Here is a 19,640-nt window from a genome sequence, read left to right as displayed (position 1 = left end):
TGCTATGGATCAGACATCTGCAATCCTTTCCCCTTTTTCATTCGCTGTTTTCCGCCTGACGATTGAGGCTATTGAGCCTCTGCATTTGCCTCCGTTCAAAGGCTCGGCCATCCGGGGCAGTTTCGGGCTTATGTTTCGCCGGGTGGTCTGTCCGCTCACGCGGACCGAATGCGGAGACTGCCATCTTTCAGAGGAATGCGTTTATTCATATATTTTTGAAACCTTTCCGCCCAAAGATGACCCTTTTATCCGAAATAAAGATCAGGCATCACATCCGTATATCCTCCGGCCTCCGTTGGACGGGAAGGAGGAATATGAACCGGGTGAGGAACTGATGTTTGAGCTTGTGCTGGTGGGCAGGGCTGTTGAGTATCTGCCCTATTTTGCATACACTTTCATCCATGCCGGAAAAAGAGGGCTGGGCCGGGGCCGGGGACAGTTCTTTTTGAAGCGGATTGACAGCCTGGATATGAATGGGACTTTGACACCAGTTTATCTGGATGCGGACCAGCTCCTGAGAAATGAGACCATCCATATTTCCTGCGGAGAACTCTTGGAACGCCGTCCCCCGCCTGACCAATGTACATTCCGGTTTGTGACCCGTCTTGAAATAAAGGCAAAGGGGAAGTATCCTGAGATCACCTTCGGGCTGCTGTTCCGAAGTCTTATGAGACGGATCACCACGCTGGCCTATCTCCACGGCGGGATTGACAAATGCAGGGAGATTGACTTCAGGGGACTGAGCCACGCTGCCGAGGAGATTAGAACCGTGTCGTCAGATCTGTACCGGGAGGACGCTGTAAGATACTCCAACCGCCAGAAACAGCGGATGCCCTTCGGGGGGATGCTGGGAGAGATCACTTTCGAGGGAGATATGTCACCTTTCTGGCCTTTTCTGCTGCCGGGGGAGTGGGTTCATGTGGGAAAAAAGACATCTTTTGGGCTGGGGCAGTATGTTCTTGACTGAGAAAAAGAGAATGGAAGATATGGGCATAGAGGAGAGGATGCAATGAATCAGGAAGATATTCTGAGATGGATTCAGAACGGTGAGAATTCCGGAATGGAATTCAAACGGGATGATATCCGGCCCGAACAGTTGGCAAAGGAGATTGTCGCACTTCTGAATTTTAAGGGCGGCAAAATACTGCTGGGCGTGGAGGATGACGGAACTCTGTCCGGAATTACCCGAGCCGCTCTTGAGGAATGGGTTATGAATGTCTGTTCCGATATTGTTCATCCCAGAATTATTCCGTATTATGAGGAAATTCAGATGGGAGAGAAACGGATTGCGGTGATCTCCGTGGACATGGGCATCTCAAAGCCCTATGTGATGCGTCACGGTCAGGGGGAGAATATCTACATTCGTGTGGGTTTGACCTCCCGATTGGCCAGCAGAGAGGAACAAATGCGTCTTTTTCAGGAGGGCGGGTTTCTGCATGTGGAGATTCTGCCTGTCCCCGGAACCTGTTTCGCACATCTTGATCCGAGGCGTCTGAGGGATTATTTCGGACGGGTGAGGAAATTGGAGAATCTGCCCCGTGAGGATGAGGAATGGGTTCGGCTACTGATCAACATGGAATACATGACTGTTCATGAGGGTTCGGATCCCTTATGCACCATTGCCGGACTCCTCCTGTTCGGACACCGACCCGGACGCTTTCTCCGGCAGGCCGGGCTGGAATGGGTGGTGTTTCCGGGAACAGAAAAAGATTATGATACCCGGGACAGGGCCAGCTTGGACGGCCCTCTGGTCGCACTGTGGGACGAACACGGGGAGCAGACCGAGCAGGGTCTTCTGGAATTGCTGATGAGCAAAGTCAGACAACACGCTTCCCGGGAAAAACTGGCGGAGAATCAGTTGACAAGAATGATTGAGTGGGATTTTGCGCCTGAGGCAGTCCGGGAAGCTGTCATCAACGCTTTTGTCCATCGGGACTGGACAAGACCCGCGGATGTCGAAATTTCGTTATATTCGGACCGCATGGAGGTCATCAGCCCGGGGCCTCTTCCCAACCATGTCACGGTGGAACGCATGAAGCTGGGGCTTCGCATTCCCCGAAATCCCATCCTGATTCAGACACTCAAAGATTACGGATATGTGGAGCATATGGGCATGGGCGTAAGAAACAAGATCATCGCGGGAATGAGAAGACATAACGGGACAGAACCTGAATTTGTGGCAGATGCGTTTCAGGTGTTGGTTTGTCTGTTTAAATAAATCAGAAATCAGGGAAACAAGTCATGTTTGAAAACAGAAATATTTTGAGATTAAGTATCCAGACATAAGTTTTCCGGCATTTTGCCCATTCTCCCCGATGTAGAACAATTTTCCAAATTGTTCGGAACAATTTGGAAAATTGTTCTACATCGGGGTCGTCGGAAATCTTGGAAAATTTTTGTCCGGGTACTTAATTTCGGGCTGCTGTTCCGCAGTCTGCTGAGACGGGGCACCACGCTGGCCTATCACCATGGCGGGATTGACAAATGCGGGGAGATTGATTTCAGGGGACTGAACTACGCGGCCGAGGAGGTGAAAACGGTGTCGTCAAATTTGTACCGGGAAGACGCTGTGAGATACTCCAACCGCCAGAAGCGGCGGATGCCTTTCGGGGGGATGCCGGGAGAGATCACTTTCGAGGGGGATATGACACCTTTCCGGCCTTTTCTGCTGCCGGGGGAGTGGGTGCATGTGAGAAAGAAGACATCTTTCGGGCCGGGGCAGTATGTTCTTGGCTGACAAACTGCATTTTTTTCAGCAGTTACAGAACTGAAAATCAGGTCTTGACAAAAGAGGTTGAATCTGGCAAATTCTGATTTGGCTCGTTCCCTGATATTATACTCTGATACAAAATTATGGGGCAAAAGGCCGATTTTTTAAATTTATTTCCTGATTTCAGAATGTTAACCGGACTCTGATACTGTGAAATCAGGCATAAAACTGGTATTACAGGATGAAAAATGGCAAAATATGACTGTTTGAAAAAAAATGTAATTTTCTGATATTAAACGTGATAGTTCCAAAATGCGGTTCCCTGCTCCTTCGGGAGATGAAAGGGATTGAAACCAATTTCAGCAAAATCAACAACCTTTGGAAGTTCTGTTCCCTGCTCCTTCGGGAGATGAAAGGGATTGAAACAGCATATATTTCAAATCTTCGAGGGAGATGCCGTTTTGTTCCCTGCTCCTTCGGGAGATGAAAGGGATTGAAACTTCCTACGCCGCCATTCGATCCACTGTAATTTTTCGGAGTTCCCTGCTCCTTCGGGAGATGAAAGGGATTGAAACTAATCTTTGTTCGCCATATCATTCTCCTAACGGCAGTTCCCTGCTCCTTCGGGAGATGAAAGGGATTGAAACGGCGAACCATTCTTTCTTAGGGGGATGTACAGAATTGTTCCCTGCTCCTTCGGGAGATGAAAGGGATTGAAACATCCTTACGGAATATTCAAGACATATAAAATGAAGGTTCCCTGCTCCTTCGGGAGATGAAAGGGATTGAAACAGCCAAATTTTGTATAAGTGTCCGTTAATCCAGCGAGAGTTCCCTGCTCCTTCGGGAGATGAAAGGGATTGAAACATGATAATGGCTGTATTGTCTACGAAGGCAAAGAACGTTCCCTGCTCCTTCGGGAGATGAAAGGGATTGAAACAAAGCACGATGGCCCGGCCGCCTTTCTGCATGATGTTCCCTGCTCCTTCGGGAGATGAAAGGGATTGAAACAAAACAGCGTCCATTCTGCTTTCATCCTTCCCGAACGTTCCCTGCTCCTTCGGGAGATGAAAGGGATTGAAACAAAAAAGAATTCCCCTGTCAAAAGAGGCATTGGAGTTCCCTGCTCCTTCGGGAGATGAAAGGGATTGAAACTTATCTGCATCGAAAAATTATCTTTCCAGAATACATGTTCCCTGCTCCTTCGGGAGATGAAAGGGATTGAAACAGATGCGCCTGAGCAGATTTGTGGACTTGTTTTTGGTTCCCTGCTCCTTCGGGAGATGAAAGGGATTGAAACCCTACATGATATCCGGAAACTGGCTATGTGTTCGTTCCCTGCTCCTTCGGGAGATGAAAGGGATTGAAACTCGTCAGACGGACATCGAGATTTATATCATATAAATGTTCCCTGCTCCTTCGGGAGATGAAAGGGATTGAAACCCTTTGGGTTCAAGACGCAGAATTTCTTCAGTCGTCAGGTTCCCTGCTCCTTCGGGAGATGAAAGGGATTGAAACTAATCTTTGTTCGCCATATCATTCTCCTAACGGCAGTTCCCTGCTCCTTCGGGAGATGAAAGGGATTGAAACTATCCGAGTCTGATTTTGGTAATGGCCGGAGTCTCAGGTTCCCTGCTCCTTCGGGAGATGAAAGGGATTGAAACTTGATCTCGTCAAAAAATACATGCACAAAGGGAAACTGGTTCCCTGCTCCTTCGGGAGATGAAAGGGATTGAAACAGCTGCTGCGCTCCTGATCTGGTCATGTAGAGAATCGTTCCCTGCTCCTTCGGGAGATGAAAGGGATTGAAACCCGAGGATTTGATTGATCTCAGCGTCATTTTTTCCGTTCCCTGCTCCTTCGGGAGATGAAAGGGATTGTGACTGGCGGGATAATATGCCTTTGCCACTCCTGTATTGGTTCCCTGCTCCTTCGGGAGATGAAAGGGATTGTGACCCCCTGGAAAATGTTTCCTGGGGAATTTCTGTCATCGTTCCCTGCTCCTTCGGGAGATGAAAGGGATTGAAACTTGAATAGTACGAAGCTTGTATCCATTCGTGAGGATTGTTCCCTGCTCCTTCGGGAGATGAAAGGGATTGAAACCATCTACGATATGTACATGTACATATAAAATCCGTGTAGTTCCCTGCTCCTTCGGGAGATGAAAGGGATTGCGACCCTAAGTGACCATACCCGTTGTAACCGCAACCATAGTTCCCTGCTCCTTCGGGAGATGAAAGGGATTGAAACCGATGATTCCCGGCTTCCCTTCTGGGTCTGTCCTATGGTTCCCTGCTCCTTCGGGAGATGAAAGGGATTGAAACAGAACATGGATAAAAAAGGTCTTTTTTTTGCATCTCATGTTCCCTGCTCCTTCGGGAGATGAAAGGGATTGAAACTTCGAGTATTCCCTATCTGCCTCTTTTTCAATTTGGTTCCCTGCTCCTTCGGGAGATGAAAGGGATTGAAACATATACAGGCATTAGCGGGAAACACTGTATCCCAGAGGTTCCCTGCTCCTTCGGGAGATGAAAGGGATTGGAGGAGGCGAGGGACTTTTTTCATATAGTTGCGTGTTATTCTGATGAAAAAGTATTGACAAATATGGCATAAAAGCTTATTCTGGAACAAAAGAAGGATTAATGTGATTATCACTTTTCCTGGAAACAGGGGATAGGCCGTTTGTTAAAAAAGACCGTCTGGCGGGATTGCTGTCTGATTTTAACGAGGATGATTTCAGAGATTTTTCGGAATGCTGGCACAACAGAGAAGAGGACTGATCAGAGCGGAGATGAGATGCGGAAGAACGCCTTATGAGTTTCACTGATTTCATAGAGAAAGCCCGACAAAATCTGGCTGTGGCGGAATGGTGTCACGAGAACGGACATTACGACGCGTGCTGTAACCGGGCATATTATGCCATGTATCACGCGGCGATCGCTGTGCTGGCAAGCAAACATATCACCCCCTCACAGACTCATATTGATCATGGATGGGTGCAGACTCAGTTTGTGACCCATTTTTGCAACAGAAACAAAATTTTTCCGAAATTCAGAACTTATTTGCAGGATGCCCAGAAGATAAGGGATCTGGCTGATTACAGACCTGAATCGTTAAACCGGAACAAGGCCAAACGGCAGCTCGGCCGGGCAGGAGAATTTGTTCAGGCTATATTACGGAGGTTACGGAGCCATGATGAACTTTAAGCAGAAAGAGGTTCTTGAAAACATCATTGCGGGATTACAGAAAAAATTTCCGGAGGTCCGGTTGGTGGGAATTGAGGAACTGAACCCGTTCGAGTTCTGGGTGACACTGACCGAGCCTGCTGATGAGGAGCGGCAGATCGCACTGGAGACCTTACAGGGAGAACTGGGAACCGATGCATTATTAGATTACGGCGTGAATTTTCACTTTATGCCGGCAGCATTTGAAAGAGCCGGTCAGCAGCGGGGGTAATCCCAATCGGAAATGCGAAAAAATTCGGAGAAAAAAAGCGGCAAAAATGTCACTCCGTCAGTCAGGCCGGATAAAGAAATGGGAATATGCACAAAAAAACAATTACTGTTCACTCGATGTTCAAGTTTTTTTCTGTCATTCCTGCGAAAGCAGGAATCCACTGCTCCCGGAAGCGCCGTATATGCCCAAAATGGATTCCTGCTTTCGCAGGAATGACAGGCTTTTTACTCGAACCGGGTCAGAAAACTTGAACATCGAGTGTTCAATAATTAAATGTAATGCATCACTACCTTTGCAAGACTACCAATATTCTTACTCGGAAGAGAATGGGTAGGAAGATTGGAGAACCTCTCGGAAAAGCTTGGGATTTATTAATCCCAAGCGAGCCTGAATCGCTGATGGGGCATCCGAGGCGTTTTTTTGACGACCGAGTATCATATCCTTTCAAACGCATCTTCAATCAAATCCTCCACCAGCGTCTCATCCGGGATAAAAGGAAGGGTAATGTGGTCTGTACCTTTATTGACCTGATTGTATTTCATACTGGTTTCAACAGAATTTTCATTTCTTGCCCATGCCCGTCTTGCCACGCCTCCCATGACATCCCAGGGAATGGCCTGCCGGATGACGTTATCCGCTCTCTTGCTGCCGTCAAGCACCAGCCCGAAACCACCGTTGATGGCTTTTCCAATGCCCACGCCGCCGCCGTTATGCAATGCCACCAGACTCATGCCTCTGGCCGCATTTCCGGCAAAACACTGGGTTGCCATGTCCGCCATGATATTACTGCCGTCTTTGATATTTGCTGTTTCCCGAAAAGGTGAATCTGTGCCGCCGGTGTCGTGGTGATCTCTCCCCAGCATAACCGGACCAATCTCCCCGTTCCTGACCATCTCATTGAATTTCAGGGCAATATTCATCCGTCCCGCGGCATCCTGATATAATATTCTCGCCCGGGTTCCCACAACAAGATTGTTTTTATCCGCGTCCCGTATCCACACATAATTATCTCTGTCCTGAAATCTTCTTTCAGGCGCAATACACGCCATTGCCGCGTTGTCAGTCTTCAGCAGGTCTTCATGTTTTCCGCTCAGGCAGACCCATCGGAAAGGCCCGTATCCGAAATCAAAGAGCAGCGGCCCCATGATATCCTCGACATAAGACGGAAAAACAAAACCGTCAATGGGATTTTCCCCGTTTTTGCAGACAGCTTTAACCCCCGCGTCAAATACCGCCTTTAAAAAACTGTTTCCATAGTCAAAAAAATACGTTCCCCTGTTCCCAAGGGTTCTGATGAGGGCATAGTGGCGTCTCAGAGAAGTGTCAACACATTGTCTGAATTTGGCATGATCCGTGTTTAAAAGTGCCGTGCGCTCCTGAAATGTCAGCCCCTGGGGACAATATCCCCCGTCATACACCGCGTGGCAGGAGGTCTGGTCTGACAAGAGATCAATTTTTACATTTTTTTCAACCGCATAGGCCAGCAGGTCAACAATGTTTCCATGAAACGCAATGGCTATTTTTTCTTTTTTATCCTGATATGCTTTTGCCGTCCTGAAAGCTTCTCCCGCATCATCAATAACCCGGGCGACCCATCCCTGATCATATCGTGTCTGAATTCTGGACTCATCCACCTCCGCGATAATGCCGACACCGTTTGCAATCTCCACAGCTTTCCCCTGGGCGCCGCTCATTCCCCCGAGGCCCGAAGACACAAACAAATGGCCTCTCAGATCGCTGTCAGAAGAAATATTCAGCCGTAACCGGCCTGCGTTTAAAAGGGTGCTGTATGTCCCATGTACAATACCCTGGGGACCGATATACATCCAGCCGCCCGCGGTCATTTGTCCGTAATTTGCGACCCCCAGCGCCATTGCCCTGTGCCAGTTTTCCAGGTCATCAAAACAGCCGACCATCAGGGCATTTGTGATGATCACTCTCGGGGCTTCAGGCCCGGATTTGAACACTCCGAGGGGATGGCCGGATTCCATCACCAGGGTTTGTTCCCGCGTCAGGTGTTCCAGATACAGCCTGATAAGCCTGTACTGCATCCAGTTCTGACAGACCTGTCCGGTTTCACCGTAAGTGACAAGTTCATAGGGATACAGCGCGATATCAAAATCCAGATTGTTATCAATCATCACCTGAAAGGCTTTTCCCTCGATACATTTGCCCTTGTATTCATCAATGGGTTTGCCCTTAATATTCCCTTGGGGCCTGAACCGATACCCGTAAATTCTGCCCCTTGTGAAAAGCTCATTCAGAAATTCAGGTGCGAGCTGTCTGTGCCACTTTTCAGGGACATATCTGAGTGCGTTTTTCAATGCGAGCGCAGTTTCATCCTTTGACAGGGTAAAATTTCGTTTGGGCGCTCTTCGGATACCTTTGACAAAATCAGGCATCTGGGGTAAGTTACCAAATATTTCTTCCAATTGAATTGTCATTGCCTTTGAAATATCTGTATTACAAATCATATGAAATTCCTCCTTTCAAAAAATGGCAGAAGATCGGAAATGCCCCTGATTTGCTCCCGGAGGATTGTCAAATCCGGTGGAAATGCTTGGGATTTGTCAATCCCAAGCGAGCATTTTGGGAGCATTGGAATGCTTGGGATTTGTCAATCCCAAGCGAGCATTTTGGGAGCATTTTGTTAGTATTTTCTCTCTGCTGATGCTGGCCAGGTCACGCTCAGATGAATTTAAACTTGTTTTAAAATTTATTATAGCATATCAGGTTATGAAAATGAAAATATTAATTTCAGCAGACCGAAAAATTTTGCAAATAAAAAAAGTTCGTAGTTCCGCCTTTAGGCGGTCTTTAAGGGATACATACTGCCTCGGAACTTAACAGACCGCCTAAAGGCGGAACTATGAACTTAACAGACCGCCTAAAGGCGGAACTATGAACTTAACAGACCGCCTAAAGGCGGAACTACTAACTTAACAGACCGCCTAAAGGCGGAACTACGAACTTAAAGAATGATTTTCAATTTGCCGAATTTCAGGTTTTAGTTTAAAACCCTTCATAAAAGGCATCTGATTTATGTTTATTACCTTTGAAGGAACAGAAGGCGCGGGCAAAACAACCCAGATCAGGCATATTTCTGAGTTTCTGCAAAACAAAGGATATCACTGTGTCATGACGCGGGAGCCTGGCAGTACAAAAATCGGAAAAAAAATACGGACCATCTTGCTCGATCCTGATAATAATGATATGGATTCCCTGACTGAACTTCTTCTTTACATGGCGGACCGGGTCCAGCATATAAACAAAGTGGTGATCCCCTCCTTATCCGAGGGGAAAACAGTTCTATGTGACCGCTATTCTGATGCCACGCTGGTGTATCAGGGATTTGCAAGGGGAATCAATATTGAGTTAATAAAGAAACTGCACAGGCTGATCCTTGATGATCTGAAACCGGATATGACTTTCCTGCTTGATCTTCCGCCTGAAATCGGTCTTTCCCGTGCCTGGAAACAGATCGAAAACGGGATACGGACAAAGCTTGAGACCCGGTTTGAAAAGGAAACACTGGCGTTTCATAAAAAAGTAAGAGAGGGATATCTTGCGCTCGCACGTCTTGAGCCTGAACGGTTCAGGATCATAGATGCCTCTGTAAATGAGAATCAGGTTCAGCGAGAAATAATAAAGAACCTGTCTTTGTTTTTGTTTAGAGAATTATAAGATTTTGATATCTATAGAAATTCGTTTGGTAAGGATTGTCATCGGACGGAAATCCTTACCAAACGAATCCCTGTAGATTACGACAGAGAGGAAAATTGTTATGAGTAGATTGGAACAGAGCATTTATCAGATGATTGAGAACGGAGAAAGCGTTGTCCTGGCGACGATTCTCAGCCGCGTCGGTTCGACACCGCGTACAGCAGGAACCAAAATGCTGATCCGTTCGGATGGAAAAATCATCGGAACCATCGGCGGCGGGCTGGTGGAAGCTCAGGTAATGAAAACTGCTCCTGAGATATTCAAATCAGCCAACGCTCAGGTCAGAATATTTGATCTCACAGCGTCCGAGAATGCTGAATCTGTGGATATGATTTGCGGGGGCCGTCTGGAAATCCTGCTTGAACTGATTGAACCCAATCCGGTCAATCTTGAGATATTCGGAAATTTGCTCACATTCCTGCAAAAACGGCAAAAAACTTTAATAGTATCGGCTCTGAAAACAGAACGCGGCGAACTGAAGAAAGTTGAGCGATGTCTGCTGTCAGATCACGGAATCACTCACGGTGATCTCAGTTTATCGCCGTCTCTGTCAGAAACCTTAGTAAAAGAAACCGAAAAGGAACGTGCGCCAGTCACTGTGACGCTCGAAAATCAGAAGTTCGTTGTGGAACCTTATTTTACTTCAGGAACGGTCTTTTTATTCGGTGCCGGTCATGTCTCACAGAAAGTGGGATTTTTCTCCAAAATGGTTGATTTTCGAACCGTTGTGCTGGATGACCGGGAAGAATTTGCGAATCAGGACCGATTCAAAGACGCTGATGAAATTATTGTTTTGGATTCCTTTGAACAGGCTTTAAAAGAACTGACTATAGATAAAGATAGTTATGTGGTCATTGTCACCAGAGGACACAATCACGACAAGACCGTGCTGGCGCAGTCTCTCAGGACAAACGCGGGATACATCGGCATGATTGGCAGCCGACAAAAACGAGACACCATTTACAAAGCATTGTTAAGCGAAGGCTTCACATCCGAAGACTTAAAAAGAGTACATTCTCCCATTGGCCTCTCAATCGGTGCGGAAACCCCTCATGAAATTGCAATCAGCATTATCTCAGAACTCATTGCCGCACGCGCCGGGGTTGAAACTTGAAACTTGAAACTTGAAACTTGAAACTTGAAACTTGAAACTTGAAACTTGAAACTTGAAACTTGAAACTTGTTCTCAGTATCCAGTTTCAAGTTTCAAATGACAAATCACAAATCACAAATGACAACTCACAACTCACAAATGACAAATCACAACTCACAACTCACCAAAATAACTGCTATCATCTTGGCTGCTGGCTATTCTTCCCGTATGGGAGATTTTAAGCCCCTGATGCGTCTGGGAGAAATGACTATTCTGGAACGGCAGATCAGGCTTTTTCAATCCGCGGGTGTCATGGATATCCGGGTGGTCGCGGGACACCGATCTTCTGATATTTTAAATGTGCTGGGGCCGCTGAATGTACGCGGAATTGTTAACGAACAGTATGCGGAAGGCATGTTCTCCTCGGTACTTGCGGGAATTAAAAGTCTGGAACCGGACAGGGAGGCATTCTTCATTCTGCCTGTGGATATTCCCCTGGTAAGGCGACAGACCGTACTTGACCTGTTAAAAGCGTTTGAAATTCGAAATTCAAAACTTGAAGCATACAACTCAGAATCAGCACCCGATATCGCTTCCCAAGTTTCAAGTTTCAAGTTTCAAGTTTCAAGTTTCATCCTCTATCCGAATTTTCAGGGTGAGCGCGGACATCCGCCGCTGATTGCATCTGCTTATGTTGATGAAATTATACGCTGGAGCGGGCAGGGCGGACTCCGGGCCTTTCTGGAGCAATATGAAAAAGATGCTGCGGATGTGGAGGTCGCGGATGAATGTATGTTGCTGGATCTGGATACGCCTGCGGATTATCAGCAACTGCTTAAAAGATACGATAAATATGAAATTCCCACGTCTCAGGAGTGCGTAACATTGATGACGAAAACATTTGCAGTGAAAGAGCGGGTGTTTCGCCATTGTCAGACAGTGGCCCGGGTTGCGTTGCGTCTGGGGGAGGAATTGAACAGGGCAGGCTGCCATATAGATTTGGAATTACTCACTGCTGCGGGTTTATTGCATGATCTGGCCAGAGAAAAACCGGCTCACGCTGCCGAAGGGGCAAGAATTCTCAATGAAATGGGATATTGTGCTGTGGCGGAAGTGGTGAGCGAGCATATGGATATCATCCTCGGTGATGAGGAGACGATCAGTGTCAAAGAGATACTCTATCTGGCGGATAAGCTGACTCAGGGAGACCGTATTGTTTCCGAGATAACGAAAAGGTTTGAACAAAAGATGGCGCATTATGCCAATGACCCGGAGATCATCGCGGCCATAAAACAAAGGCTGGACAATGCGCTCAGAATAAAGCAACGATTTGAAAATATGACAGGCACGACGCTCGAAACCGTTTTAGCAGAAATTCATCAGGCGTTTTAATTACCCATGTAAGGGGTGACGGACACGGCGTTCCCTGAGCTTGTCGAAGGGAACAGCGTTCCCCCGGCAGGCTCAGGACACGGGTTTCCTCGGACACGGCGTTCCCTCGGACAGGGTGTTCCGTTCCCTGAGCTTGTCGAAGGGAACAGCCACATAACTACATGACTCCGAATATTAGGATTTGCTTCATGTCATTGAAATCAAAATTTATACTAATTTTAATGCTTTTTTTTGTTTTGTATGGCATTATGAATGTTCTCCTTGACCACTTCATTATCTTACCGAATTTTCAGGAGATTGAACGTGATGAAGCTCAGAAGCATTCGGAGCGGGCCGTGCGGGCCGTCAAAAAAGAGATTCATCATCTTGATTCCCTTTGCCATGACTGGTCCGCGTGGGATAAAATACATACGTTTGCTGAGACCCCGTCCCGTGATTATGCTGAGGACAACTTACCTTTGACATTATTTACAGACAATGAGGTGAACCTTATCTGTATTTGTAATAAGGAAGGCAAAGTCCTGTGGGGAGAGGCGTATGATTCGGAAAAAGAAACAATCATACAGCTTACTGATTTTCCAAAAGATTTTTTCCCTGAAAACCATCCTCTGTTCTCACTCTGTCCTGCTGAAAAGAAATCGCCGGCAGAACGCTCTGTTTCCGGACTGCTTATGACCCAAAAAGGAATCATGATGGTTGCGTCCCGGCCCCTTCTTACCAGGAATAATGAAGGACCCGTTCCCGGAACCCTTATAACAGGGCGATTTCTGAACGATAACATTGTCAAGATGCTCGTCGAACAGGTCCGGGCGGATTTCCGGATTTTTCCAATTCAGGCGGGTTCGATGTCTGAGACCGTAAGAGATGTACCAAAACTTATTACGGAGGAATCTCCGTATTTAATCCGAAATGAGGATGATGCTCATTTACTGGTTTACACAACCTTTCCTGATATCAGAGGTGAGACTGGTTTTCTGGTTCAGTCAAGAATTCACAAAAGCATTTCCGAGAAAGGGCTCGGGGCTGTGCATTACGCGCTGATTTTGGAAACAGGAATGCTGTTCGCATTAATTATTTTGCTGATATTTCTGATCCATCAGATCATTCTCAGGCCCATAAAGCATCTGACAAATAACATTCTTTCTGTGGGAGAAACCGGTGATCTTTCAGCGCGTGTCTCAATCAGCAGCAGGGATGAAATCGGCACACTTGCAACAGGGTTCGACAGAATAGTGACAAAGCTTGAGGAACAGACGGATCAGTTGGCAAATGTGAACAAAGCCTTAAAAAAAGACATTATTGAGCGGGAGCAGACAGAAGAGGCGCTCAGGGAAAGTGAGGAACGTTACCGTTCATTTGTCCAGAATTTCCAGGGAATTGCCTTTCGGAGAGATATGAATTTTGCCCCTCAGTTTTTACATGGAGCCGTGGAAGAAATTACTGGCTACACAGAAGATGATTTCCTTTCCGGAACACCGGAATGGGATGAGGTGGTTCACCCGGAAGATCAGCCTGAACTCGCGGATGTAACGGAAAAATTATTTTCAATTCCCAACTATTCAAACAGAAAAGAATACCGTATCATTCGAAAAGACGGACAGGTACGATGGGTTCACCAGTTCATTAGCACCGTGTGCGATGATTCAGGGAAACCCGCCTGTATTCAGGGATCGCTTTATGACATTACGGATCAGTTGCGGACAGAGAAGGCCCTGCATGAGAGCGAGAATTATTGTCGTTTGCTGCTTTACAGTATGCATGATGAAATCATTGTTGTTGACAGAAACCATAAAATAACAGATGTGAACAAAGATTTTCTGGTGACTGCCGGCCGTCGCCGGGATGAGGTCCTTGGGCGGTATTGTTTCAATATTTATCCGGGCTTCCATGAATTATTCGAGCGGCGAGGACCAAACCGGAAACTGCGTGATGTATTCAATACCGGGAATTCCTACTCCTGCCGTCATAAGGATATTGCGCATAACGGTTCCGATGTCTGGACAGAACTCCTCATGTCCCCCCTGGCAGATGAAAACGGAGACATGACTCATGTCATTATTGCCATGCGGAATGTGACCCGGGAGGTTCATCTGGAAAATCATATGCGCCTGACGCAGAAAATGGAGGCCATCGGAACATTGGCCGGAGGTATTGCTTATAACTTCAATACGATTTTAATGTCTATTATGGTTAATATTGAATTTGCCTTAAAAAAAACGCAGGGAAATATCCCGGCTTGCGAAAGTCTGGAGTTATCCATGAAAGCCGCGTGTCGCGCCAAAGACCTTGTGGAGCAAGTTCTTACGTTCAGCTGTGAGGCTGAAAAGGAGATGATTCCTTTAGAGGTGTCTCCGATTCTTAAAGAATCTCTGGAAATGCTTGGGTCGTCATTGCCCGCGACCATAAAAATTCGTCAGGAGATCGAAATAACGTCAGATACCATTTTTGCGGATCCCGATCAGATTCATCAGATTATCTTTAATCTCTGTACAAACGCGGCTTACGCCATGCGGAAAAACGGCGGGACACTCTTTGTCAGCCTGACAGAAGAGGTCTTTGATTCCGATACCAACCCGGGCCTCGGTTCAACTATCAAACCTGGCTCTTACCTCATGCTAAAAGTGGAAGATACAGGTGAGGGGATACGGCCTGAGATTATGGACAGGATATTTGATCCTTTTTTTACCTCAAAAGCCCCGGGCCAGGGGACTGGCATGGGACTGGCTGTTGTCCACGGAATTTTAAGCGACATCGGCGGGATAATCGAAGTGAAGAGTGAACCCGGAAAAGGGACTGTTTTTGATGTATTCCTTCCCAAAATTGAGAGTGAAAAGATATCCGCGTCTGAGTATATCTATACCCCTCGGACCGGAACCGGAACGCTTCTGCTTGTAGATGATGAAATTTCCCTGGCCGAGTCCCTGGAAAACGCATTAAAAAATTTCGGATATGATGTACGCAGTGAAACACGCAGCAGTGAAGCATTGCATTTATTCAGGCAGACTCCTGAACGATTTGATCTTGTTGTCACGGACCAGACCATGGCTGAAATGACGGGCTTGGAATTGGCTAAGGAAATATTATCTGTCCGCCCTGATATTCCCATAATATTATGCTCAGACTCCGATGAGTTCGTCAACAGAGAGCAAGCTCTTTCCATAGGCATTAAACATGTTGTTCTGAAGCCTGTCACAGCGTCTGATCTTGTTAAAATCATTTATGATATCCTGAATAAACGCTCATGAGAAAGCCGGGTTTTTCGCCCCCGGTCATGAAAATATTTTCAGATAAAAAAACCCGGCTTTTCAAAATGTATTTTCACGGTAAAAAATAGGTGTCACTCGATAATCAAATTTTTTTGTCATTCCTGTGAAAGCAGGAATCCGCAGCTCCCGGAACCGGGGCATAAGCCAAAGTCCCACCCCGGCCTCCCTCTGAAGCCAATATGCCGGAATATGACCGGCAGGAAATTCCTCCGGACGTGTCCCTCGATAATCAAATTTTTTTGTCATTCCTGCGAAAGCAGGAATCCACAGCTCCCGGAAGCGCTGCATCGGTCAAAAACGGACTCCTGCTTTTGCAGGCTTCGGCGTGGGTTCAGACTTCGGCAAATTCAGTCAGATCGTCGAACGGAATGACAAACTGTGCAACCGGATCGGATCAGGAAAACCTGATTATCGGGCGTCAGCATCCTTTTTCCTGGCTGAAACGGCACAATATCCGCACATTCTGTTTTTATTCCCAATTTGCTTTCTGACTTTACATCATCATTAAGCTCTTGTATTATTCTTTCCGAATCCTTATTTTTTATAAGTACCCGGACAAAAATTTTTCAGTATTTTTATCCGGATGGCTGAAATAAATTTTAACTAACCAAAATAAAAAAAAATACTGAAAAAATTACAAACGGGTGCTTGTCAGGACGGCAAATTGGGAACAGCAGAAAATTAATTTTTTACCTTTAACCGAATATGGGTGATCAGCTTTCAGCGATTACCAGCTGCCAGCAGATCGAAAAACTTTCAGGAAAAGCCCTGAAAAGACAATTTTTACAGCCCGGGATCAGACCCCGGCCGAAATACGACATAACGCACACAGACCCGGAGGGGTGTATTTTAACATATCCTTTCAGGGACTTGCCGGACAGGTTGTTTTGCATACTGACCCGGGGCCTTGCCCCGGGCTTTATAAACACGCCCTTTCAAGGCTTTTATAAAATGTTTTCGATCTGCTGAATGTGTGTTTCCGCACCTGTCATGCTCCTGCCTGCGGGGCATGGCCCTGTTGCGTCATGACATCCTGAAACTGCATCGCTGAAAATTGAAAGCTGATCGCTCAGTTTAGCTGATATGAACGCAGAGCGTTGCTTATTATTACAGGCTTCAGACCGTTAAAAAGCAACATGTGACAAGGAAAATAAAATGGAAAAAAACAGTTCAAACTTTTGGCAAGACCATTCTTTGCATTATTTGGAAATGGCATTTCGCACTGACAAACAAGAACGGATAAATAATCCGGATGGACACGGAAAAAAAACTGGCGTTTGCGGTGATACTATAGAATTCTTTCTGACCATCCGGGACGGATGTATCTATTCCGTTGCATTTGAAGTGAACGGCTGCATGAACACCAATGCATGCGCCAATACCATTGCTCATCTGGCAGAGGGAAAAACTTTGGAAGAAGCATGGGAAATCACACCCGAAAAGGTGACAAATTATCTGGAAACATTGCCGGAGGATCATACGCACTGTTCGGAATTGGCAGTGGGAGCTTTTTATCTGGCGCTGGCCAATCATCAGGAAATCAGGCAGAATCCCTGGAAAAAATTATATCACAAATGATTTTAAAAACTTGGTTTTAAAATAATGTGTCCTGTTCGGAGTTCCGCGTTCACGCGGAATTCCGAATGCTTATCCGGGGGACAGTCTTTTTCTTAAACAGCCGTGACCGGCCGGCCTGAATATGAGATCGGAATGTTTCACTTCTCACTTTCAGATAAAGCCCGCATCTGTTATAAAAACTCAGGAACCACAAGTGTCAGACTTGGAGATAAATCCACGGATTTCACCTGATTTCCATGTGTTTTTGCATCTGCCAGGGCTTCGTCAGCAGCTTTTATTAAAAGATCAGATGAGAAATTTTTTGACGGAGTGGCTGTGGCATTCCCCACACTGATGGTAACGCGATCTGAGACCGGAGAACGGGCATGCGGGATATTCAGCAATTCGACATTTCTTCGCATCATCTCTGCCACAGCAGTTACTCCTCGTGAACTTGTTCTGGGCAAAATTGCCGCAAATTCATTTTTACTGTATCGTGCCGCACAATCCATGGGCCGTCTTAATGAGGCACTTAGCGTTTTTGCAACCTGTCTGAGACATTCATTACCGGCCCTGGGTGAGTATTCCTTATTAAATGCTTCAAAATGATCTATCTGTATTTTCATTATTGACAACAAATGGGTTTCACGTATTGCCAGACGCCATTCCAATGCCATGACTTCATCAAAATGGAAGCGATTTTTAATCCCTGTTAACGCGTCGAGACATGAAACTTCCTCCAGCATATTACAACATCGCATAAGTTCCAAATGGAGATGAACTCTGGCTTTTACGATGGCTTTGCCAAAGGGTTTTCTCATATAATCCGCTGCACCCATTTCAAATCCTCGGGACTCGTCTTGTTCTTCTGGCGGATCCCCTGTCAGGATTACAGGAATCTTTTGATATCTCGGGTCCGCTTTCAGCCTCCTGCATACTTCATATCCGTCTGTTCCGGGCATTGCCGTATTTACAAGAATCAGATCAAAGGATTTTCGCGACAAGGCAAGCTTCAGTGCGTCTTTTCCATTGGCAGCAGAAGTGATTTTATAATCTGTTTTTAATATTTGTCTGAGTGTTTTTATGTTTTCAGGGATATTATCTGCAATCAGTATATGTTCTTTCCTCATCCTGACCTCCTTCAAGGTGTTTGTTAAGTTTAGGAAATTTCGGAAAAGTAATATTCAGCAGATCAAAGATTTTTCCGAACTGTTCCTGCCAAATCGGAAACTCCCTTGAAAATGTTTCAGATTTGTCAATCTGAAACAAATCTGAACCAGGCAAGAAACGAATTTCCGATCTGCTGATGGTGTTGTTTTTTTATTTTATGTTATGTTATGAATTTCACAGAGCAGAAGAAAAAGTCAATGGGGCAGAAGGAGTATTTTTGGGGGGGAATATCCTACTTTGGTTCACCTCAGTCTGAATCTGACCACGCTTTCACGCAGAACAGAGATGACTTTTTTCATGTTTTTTTTGATCAGGGATTGTCCAAAAAATAAATTACCTGAAATGCAACAGGTATGTTCTTTTCGGGAAATCCCCTTGCGGCTTTCATTCCCACATATTCAAAATTGTCAACCAAATCTGCTGACAACTTCGCTGATCATTATTTTATGATGGTTTTTCAGTGCGTTAAAGGTATAGCGATATCGCTATACCTTGGTGATAATCCCAGGGTGAGTGTCCTTATACTCGATGATCAAGTTTTTTGACCCGATTCGGACAAAAAGCCTGTCATTCCTCCGAAAGCAGGAATCCGTTTTTGGCCGACTCGGTGTTCCGGAAGCTGTGGATTCCTGCTTTCGCAGGAATGACAAAAAAAATTTGAACATCGAGTATAAGTACCAGACCATAAGTTCTCCGGTATCTGCCCGGGGGAAAAAAAATCCGGATTTTTTCCCAGGATGATGGTCTCCTCTCCGTAGCAAAAAGCCGGTATGTTCTTTTCGGGAAATCCCCTTGCGGCTTTCATTCCCACATATTCAAAATTGTCAACCAAATCTGCTGACAACTTCGCTGATCATTATTTTATGATGGTTTTTCAGTGCGTTAAAGGTATAGCGATATCGCTATACCTTGGTGATAATCCCAGGGTGAGTGTCCTTATAGATACCAGACCATAAGTTTTCTGATATCTGCCCGGAAAAGAAACCCGGTTTTTTCCCGGGATGATGATTACTTCCTCGTAGGAAAAACCCGGGTTTCCCGTTCTTCGCAGGAAGAATTTGCTTTGCCGTCCACCCTGCATTTATTGCCGGATGGGCTTGCAAATTCGGTCCGGCAATGCTGCAAATAAGTATCTAACCATAAGTTTTCGATATTTGCCCGGTAAAGAAACCCGGCTTTTTTTCCCCGGAATGACCCGCGGCCCGTGACGGAAAAACCCGGGTTTCTCCCCCTTTCACGGAAAAAAAGATGTATAAAAAACTTTTGCTCAGGT

General features: G+C 46.0%; 12 protein-coding genes and 1 CRISPR repeat array. Of the genes, 10 read left to right on the top strand and 2 right to left on the bottom strand.

Features of this window, described 5'->3' with window-relative positions; genetic code table 11:
• The first annotated feature begins 4 nt into the window (after positions 1-4).
• The 5 genes from cas6 (dnm_RS24540) (at position 5) to dnm_RS24520 (ending at position 6,166) form a co-directional block, all read left to right on the top strand.
• Positions 5-967: a CRISPR system precrRNA processing endoribonuclease RAMP protein Cas6 gene (gene cas6, locus dnm_RS24540; protein ID WP_207679523.1), complete on the top strand. Its 963-nt coding sequence runs from the start codon at positions 5-7 to the stop codon at positions 965-967.
• 42 nt (positions 968-1,009) lie between these two features.
• On the top strand, positions 1,010-2,218 hold the full coding sequence (locus dnm_RS24535) for an RNA-binding domain-containing protein (RefSeq protein WP_207679522.1): 1,209 nt from the start codon (positions 1,010-1,012) through the stop codon (positions 2,216-2,218).
• Positions 2,219-2,335: 117 nt separating this feature from the next.
• Positions 2,336-2,737: a CRISPR system precrRNA processing endoribonuclease RAMP protein Cas6 gene (gene cas6 / locus dnm_RS24530; protein ID WP_207679521.1), complete on the top strand. Its 402-nt coding sequence runs from the start codon at positions 2,336-2,338 to the stop codon at positions 2,735-2,737.
• 290 nt (positions 2,738-3,027) lie between these two features.
• Positions 3,028-5,255: direct repeats of the CRISPR family, unit length 37 nt; unit sequence GTTCCCTGCTCCTTCGGGAGATGAAAGGGATTGAAAC.
• Positions 5,256-5,523: 268 nt separating this feature from the next.
• Positions 5,524-5,916, top strand: coding sequence for a HEPN domain-containing protein (locus dnm_RS24525; protein ID WP_207679520.1), 393 nt, complete (start codon positions 5,524-5,526; stop codon positions 5,914-5,916).
• Positions 5,903-6,166, top strand: coding sequence for a hypothetical protein (locus dnm_RS24520; protein WP_207679519.1), 264 nt, complete (start codon positions 5,903-5,905; stop codon positions 6,164-6,166). The genes dnm_RS24525 and dnm_RS24520 overlap by 14 nt, the downstream gene beginning before the upstream one ends.
• A 434-nt stretch (positions 6,167-6,600) precedes the next feature.
• On the opposite strand, the gene hutU is transcribed toward dnm_RS24520, so the two are convergent.
• On the bottom strand, positions 6,601-8,640 hold the full coding sequence (gene hutU / locus dnm_RS24515) for a urocanate hydratase (RefSeq protein WP_207679518.1): 2,040 nt from the start codon (positions 8,638-8,640) through the stop codon (positions 6,601-6,603).
• 568 nt (positions 8,641-9,208) lie between these two features.
• On the opposite strand from hutU, the gene tmk reads away from it, so the two are divergent.
• The 5 genes from tmk (at position 9,209) to dnm_RS24490 (ending at position 17,218) form a co-directional block, all read left to right on the top strand.
• The gene (tmk, locus tag dnm_RS24510) at positions 9,209-9,850 is read left to right on the top strand and encodes a dTMP kinase (protein WP_207679517.1); all 642 of its coding nucleotides are present in this window, start codon (positions 9,209-9,211) and stop codon (positions 9,848-9,850) included.
• A 100-nt stretch (positions 9,851-9,950) separates the two neighbouring features.
• Complete coding sequence (locus dnm_RS24505; protein WP_207679516.1) at positions 9,951-11,003, top strand: XdhC family aldehyde oxidoreductase maturation factor; 1,053 nt, start codon at positions 9,951-9,953, stop codon at positions 11,001-11,003.
• A gap of 138 nt (positions 11,004-11,141) precedes the next feature.
• Positions 11,142-12,374: an NTP transferase domain-containing protein gene (locus tag dnm_RS24500; protein ID WP_207679515.1), complete on the top strand. Its 1,233-nt coding sequence runs from the start codon at positions 11,142-11,144 to the stop codon at positions 12,372-12,374.
• 188 nt (positions 12,375-12,562) lie between these two features.
• Positions 12,563-15,619, top strand: a complete 3,057-nt coding sequence (locus tag dnm_RS24495) for a PAS domain S-box protein (protein WP_207679514.1) — start codon at positions 12,563-12,565, stop codon at positions 15,617-15,619.
• A 1,176-nt stretch (positions 15,620-16,795) separates the two neighbouring features.
• Complete coding sequence (locus tag dnm_RS24490; protein ID WP_207679513.1) at positions 16,796-17,218, top strand: iron-sulfur cluster assembly scaffold protein; 423 nt, start codon at positions 16,796-16,798, stop codon at positions 17,216-17,218.
• Positions 17,219-17,388: 170 nt separating this feature from the next.
• On the opposite strand, the gene dnm_RS24485 is transcribed toward dnm_RS24490, so the two are convergent.
• Positions 17,389-18,327, bottom strand: a complete 939-nt coding sequence (locus dnm_RS24485; RefSeq protein ID WP_207679512.1) for a diguanylate cyclase domain-containing protein — start codon at positions 18,325-18,327, stop codon at positions 17,389-17,391.
• Positions 18,328-19,640: the final 1,313 nt, after the last annotated feature.

The sequence above is a fragment of the Desulfonema magnum genome (genome assembly GCF_017377395.1).
In the GTDB taxonomy this organism is placed as follows: domain Bacteria; phylum Desulfobacterota; class Desulfobacteria; order Desulfobacterales; family 4be13; genus Desulfonema_C; species Desulfonema_C magnum.
The sequence above is the reverse complement of the archived record's forward strand: the minus strand, read 5'-3'. Positions and strand labels throughout refer to the sequence as shown.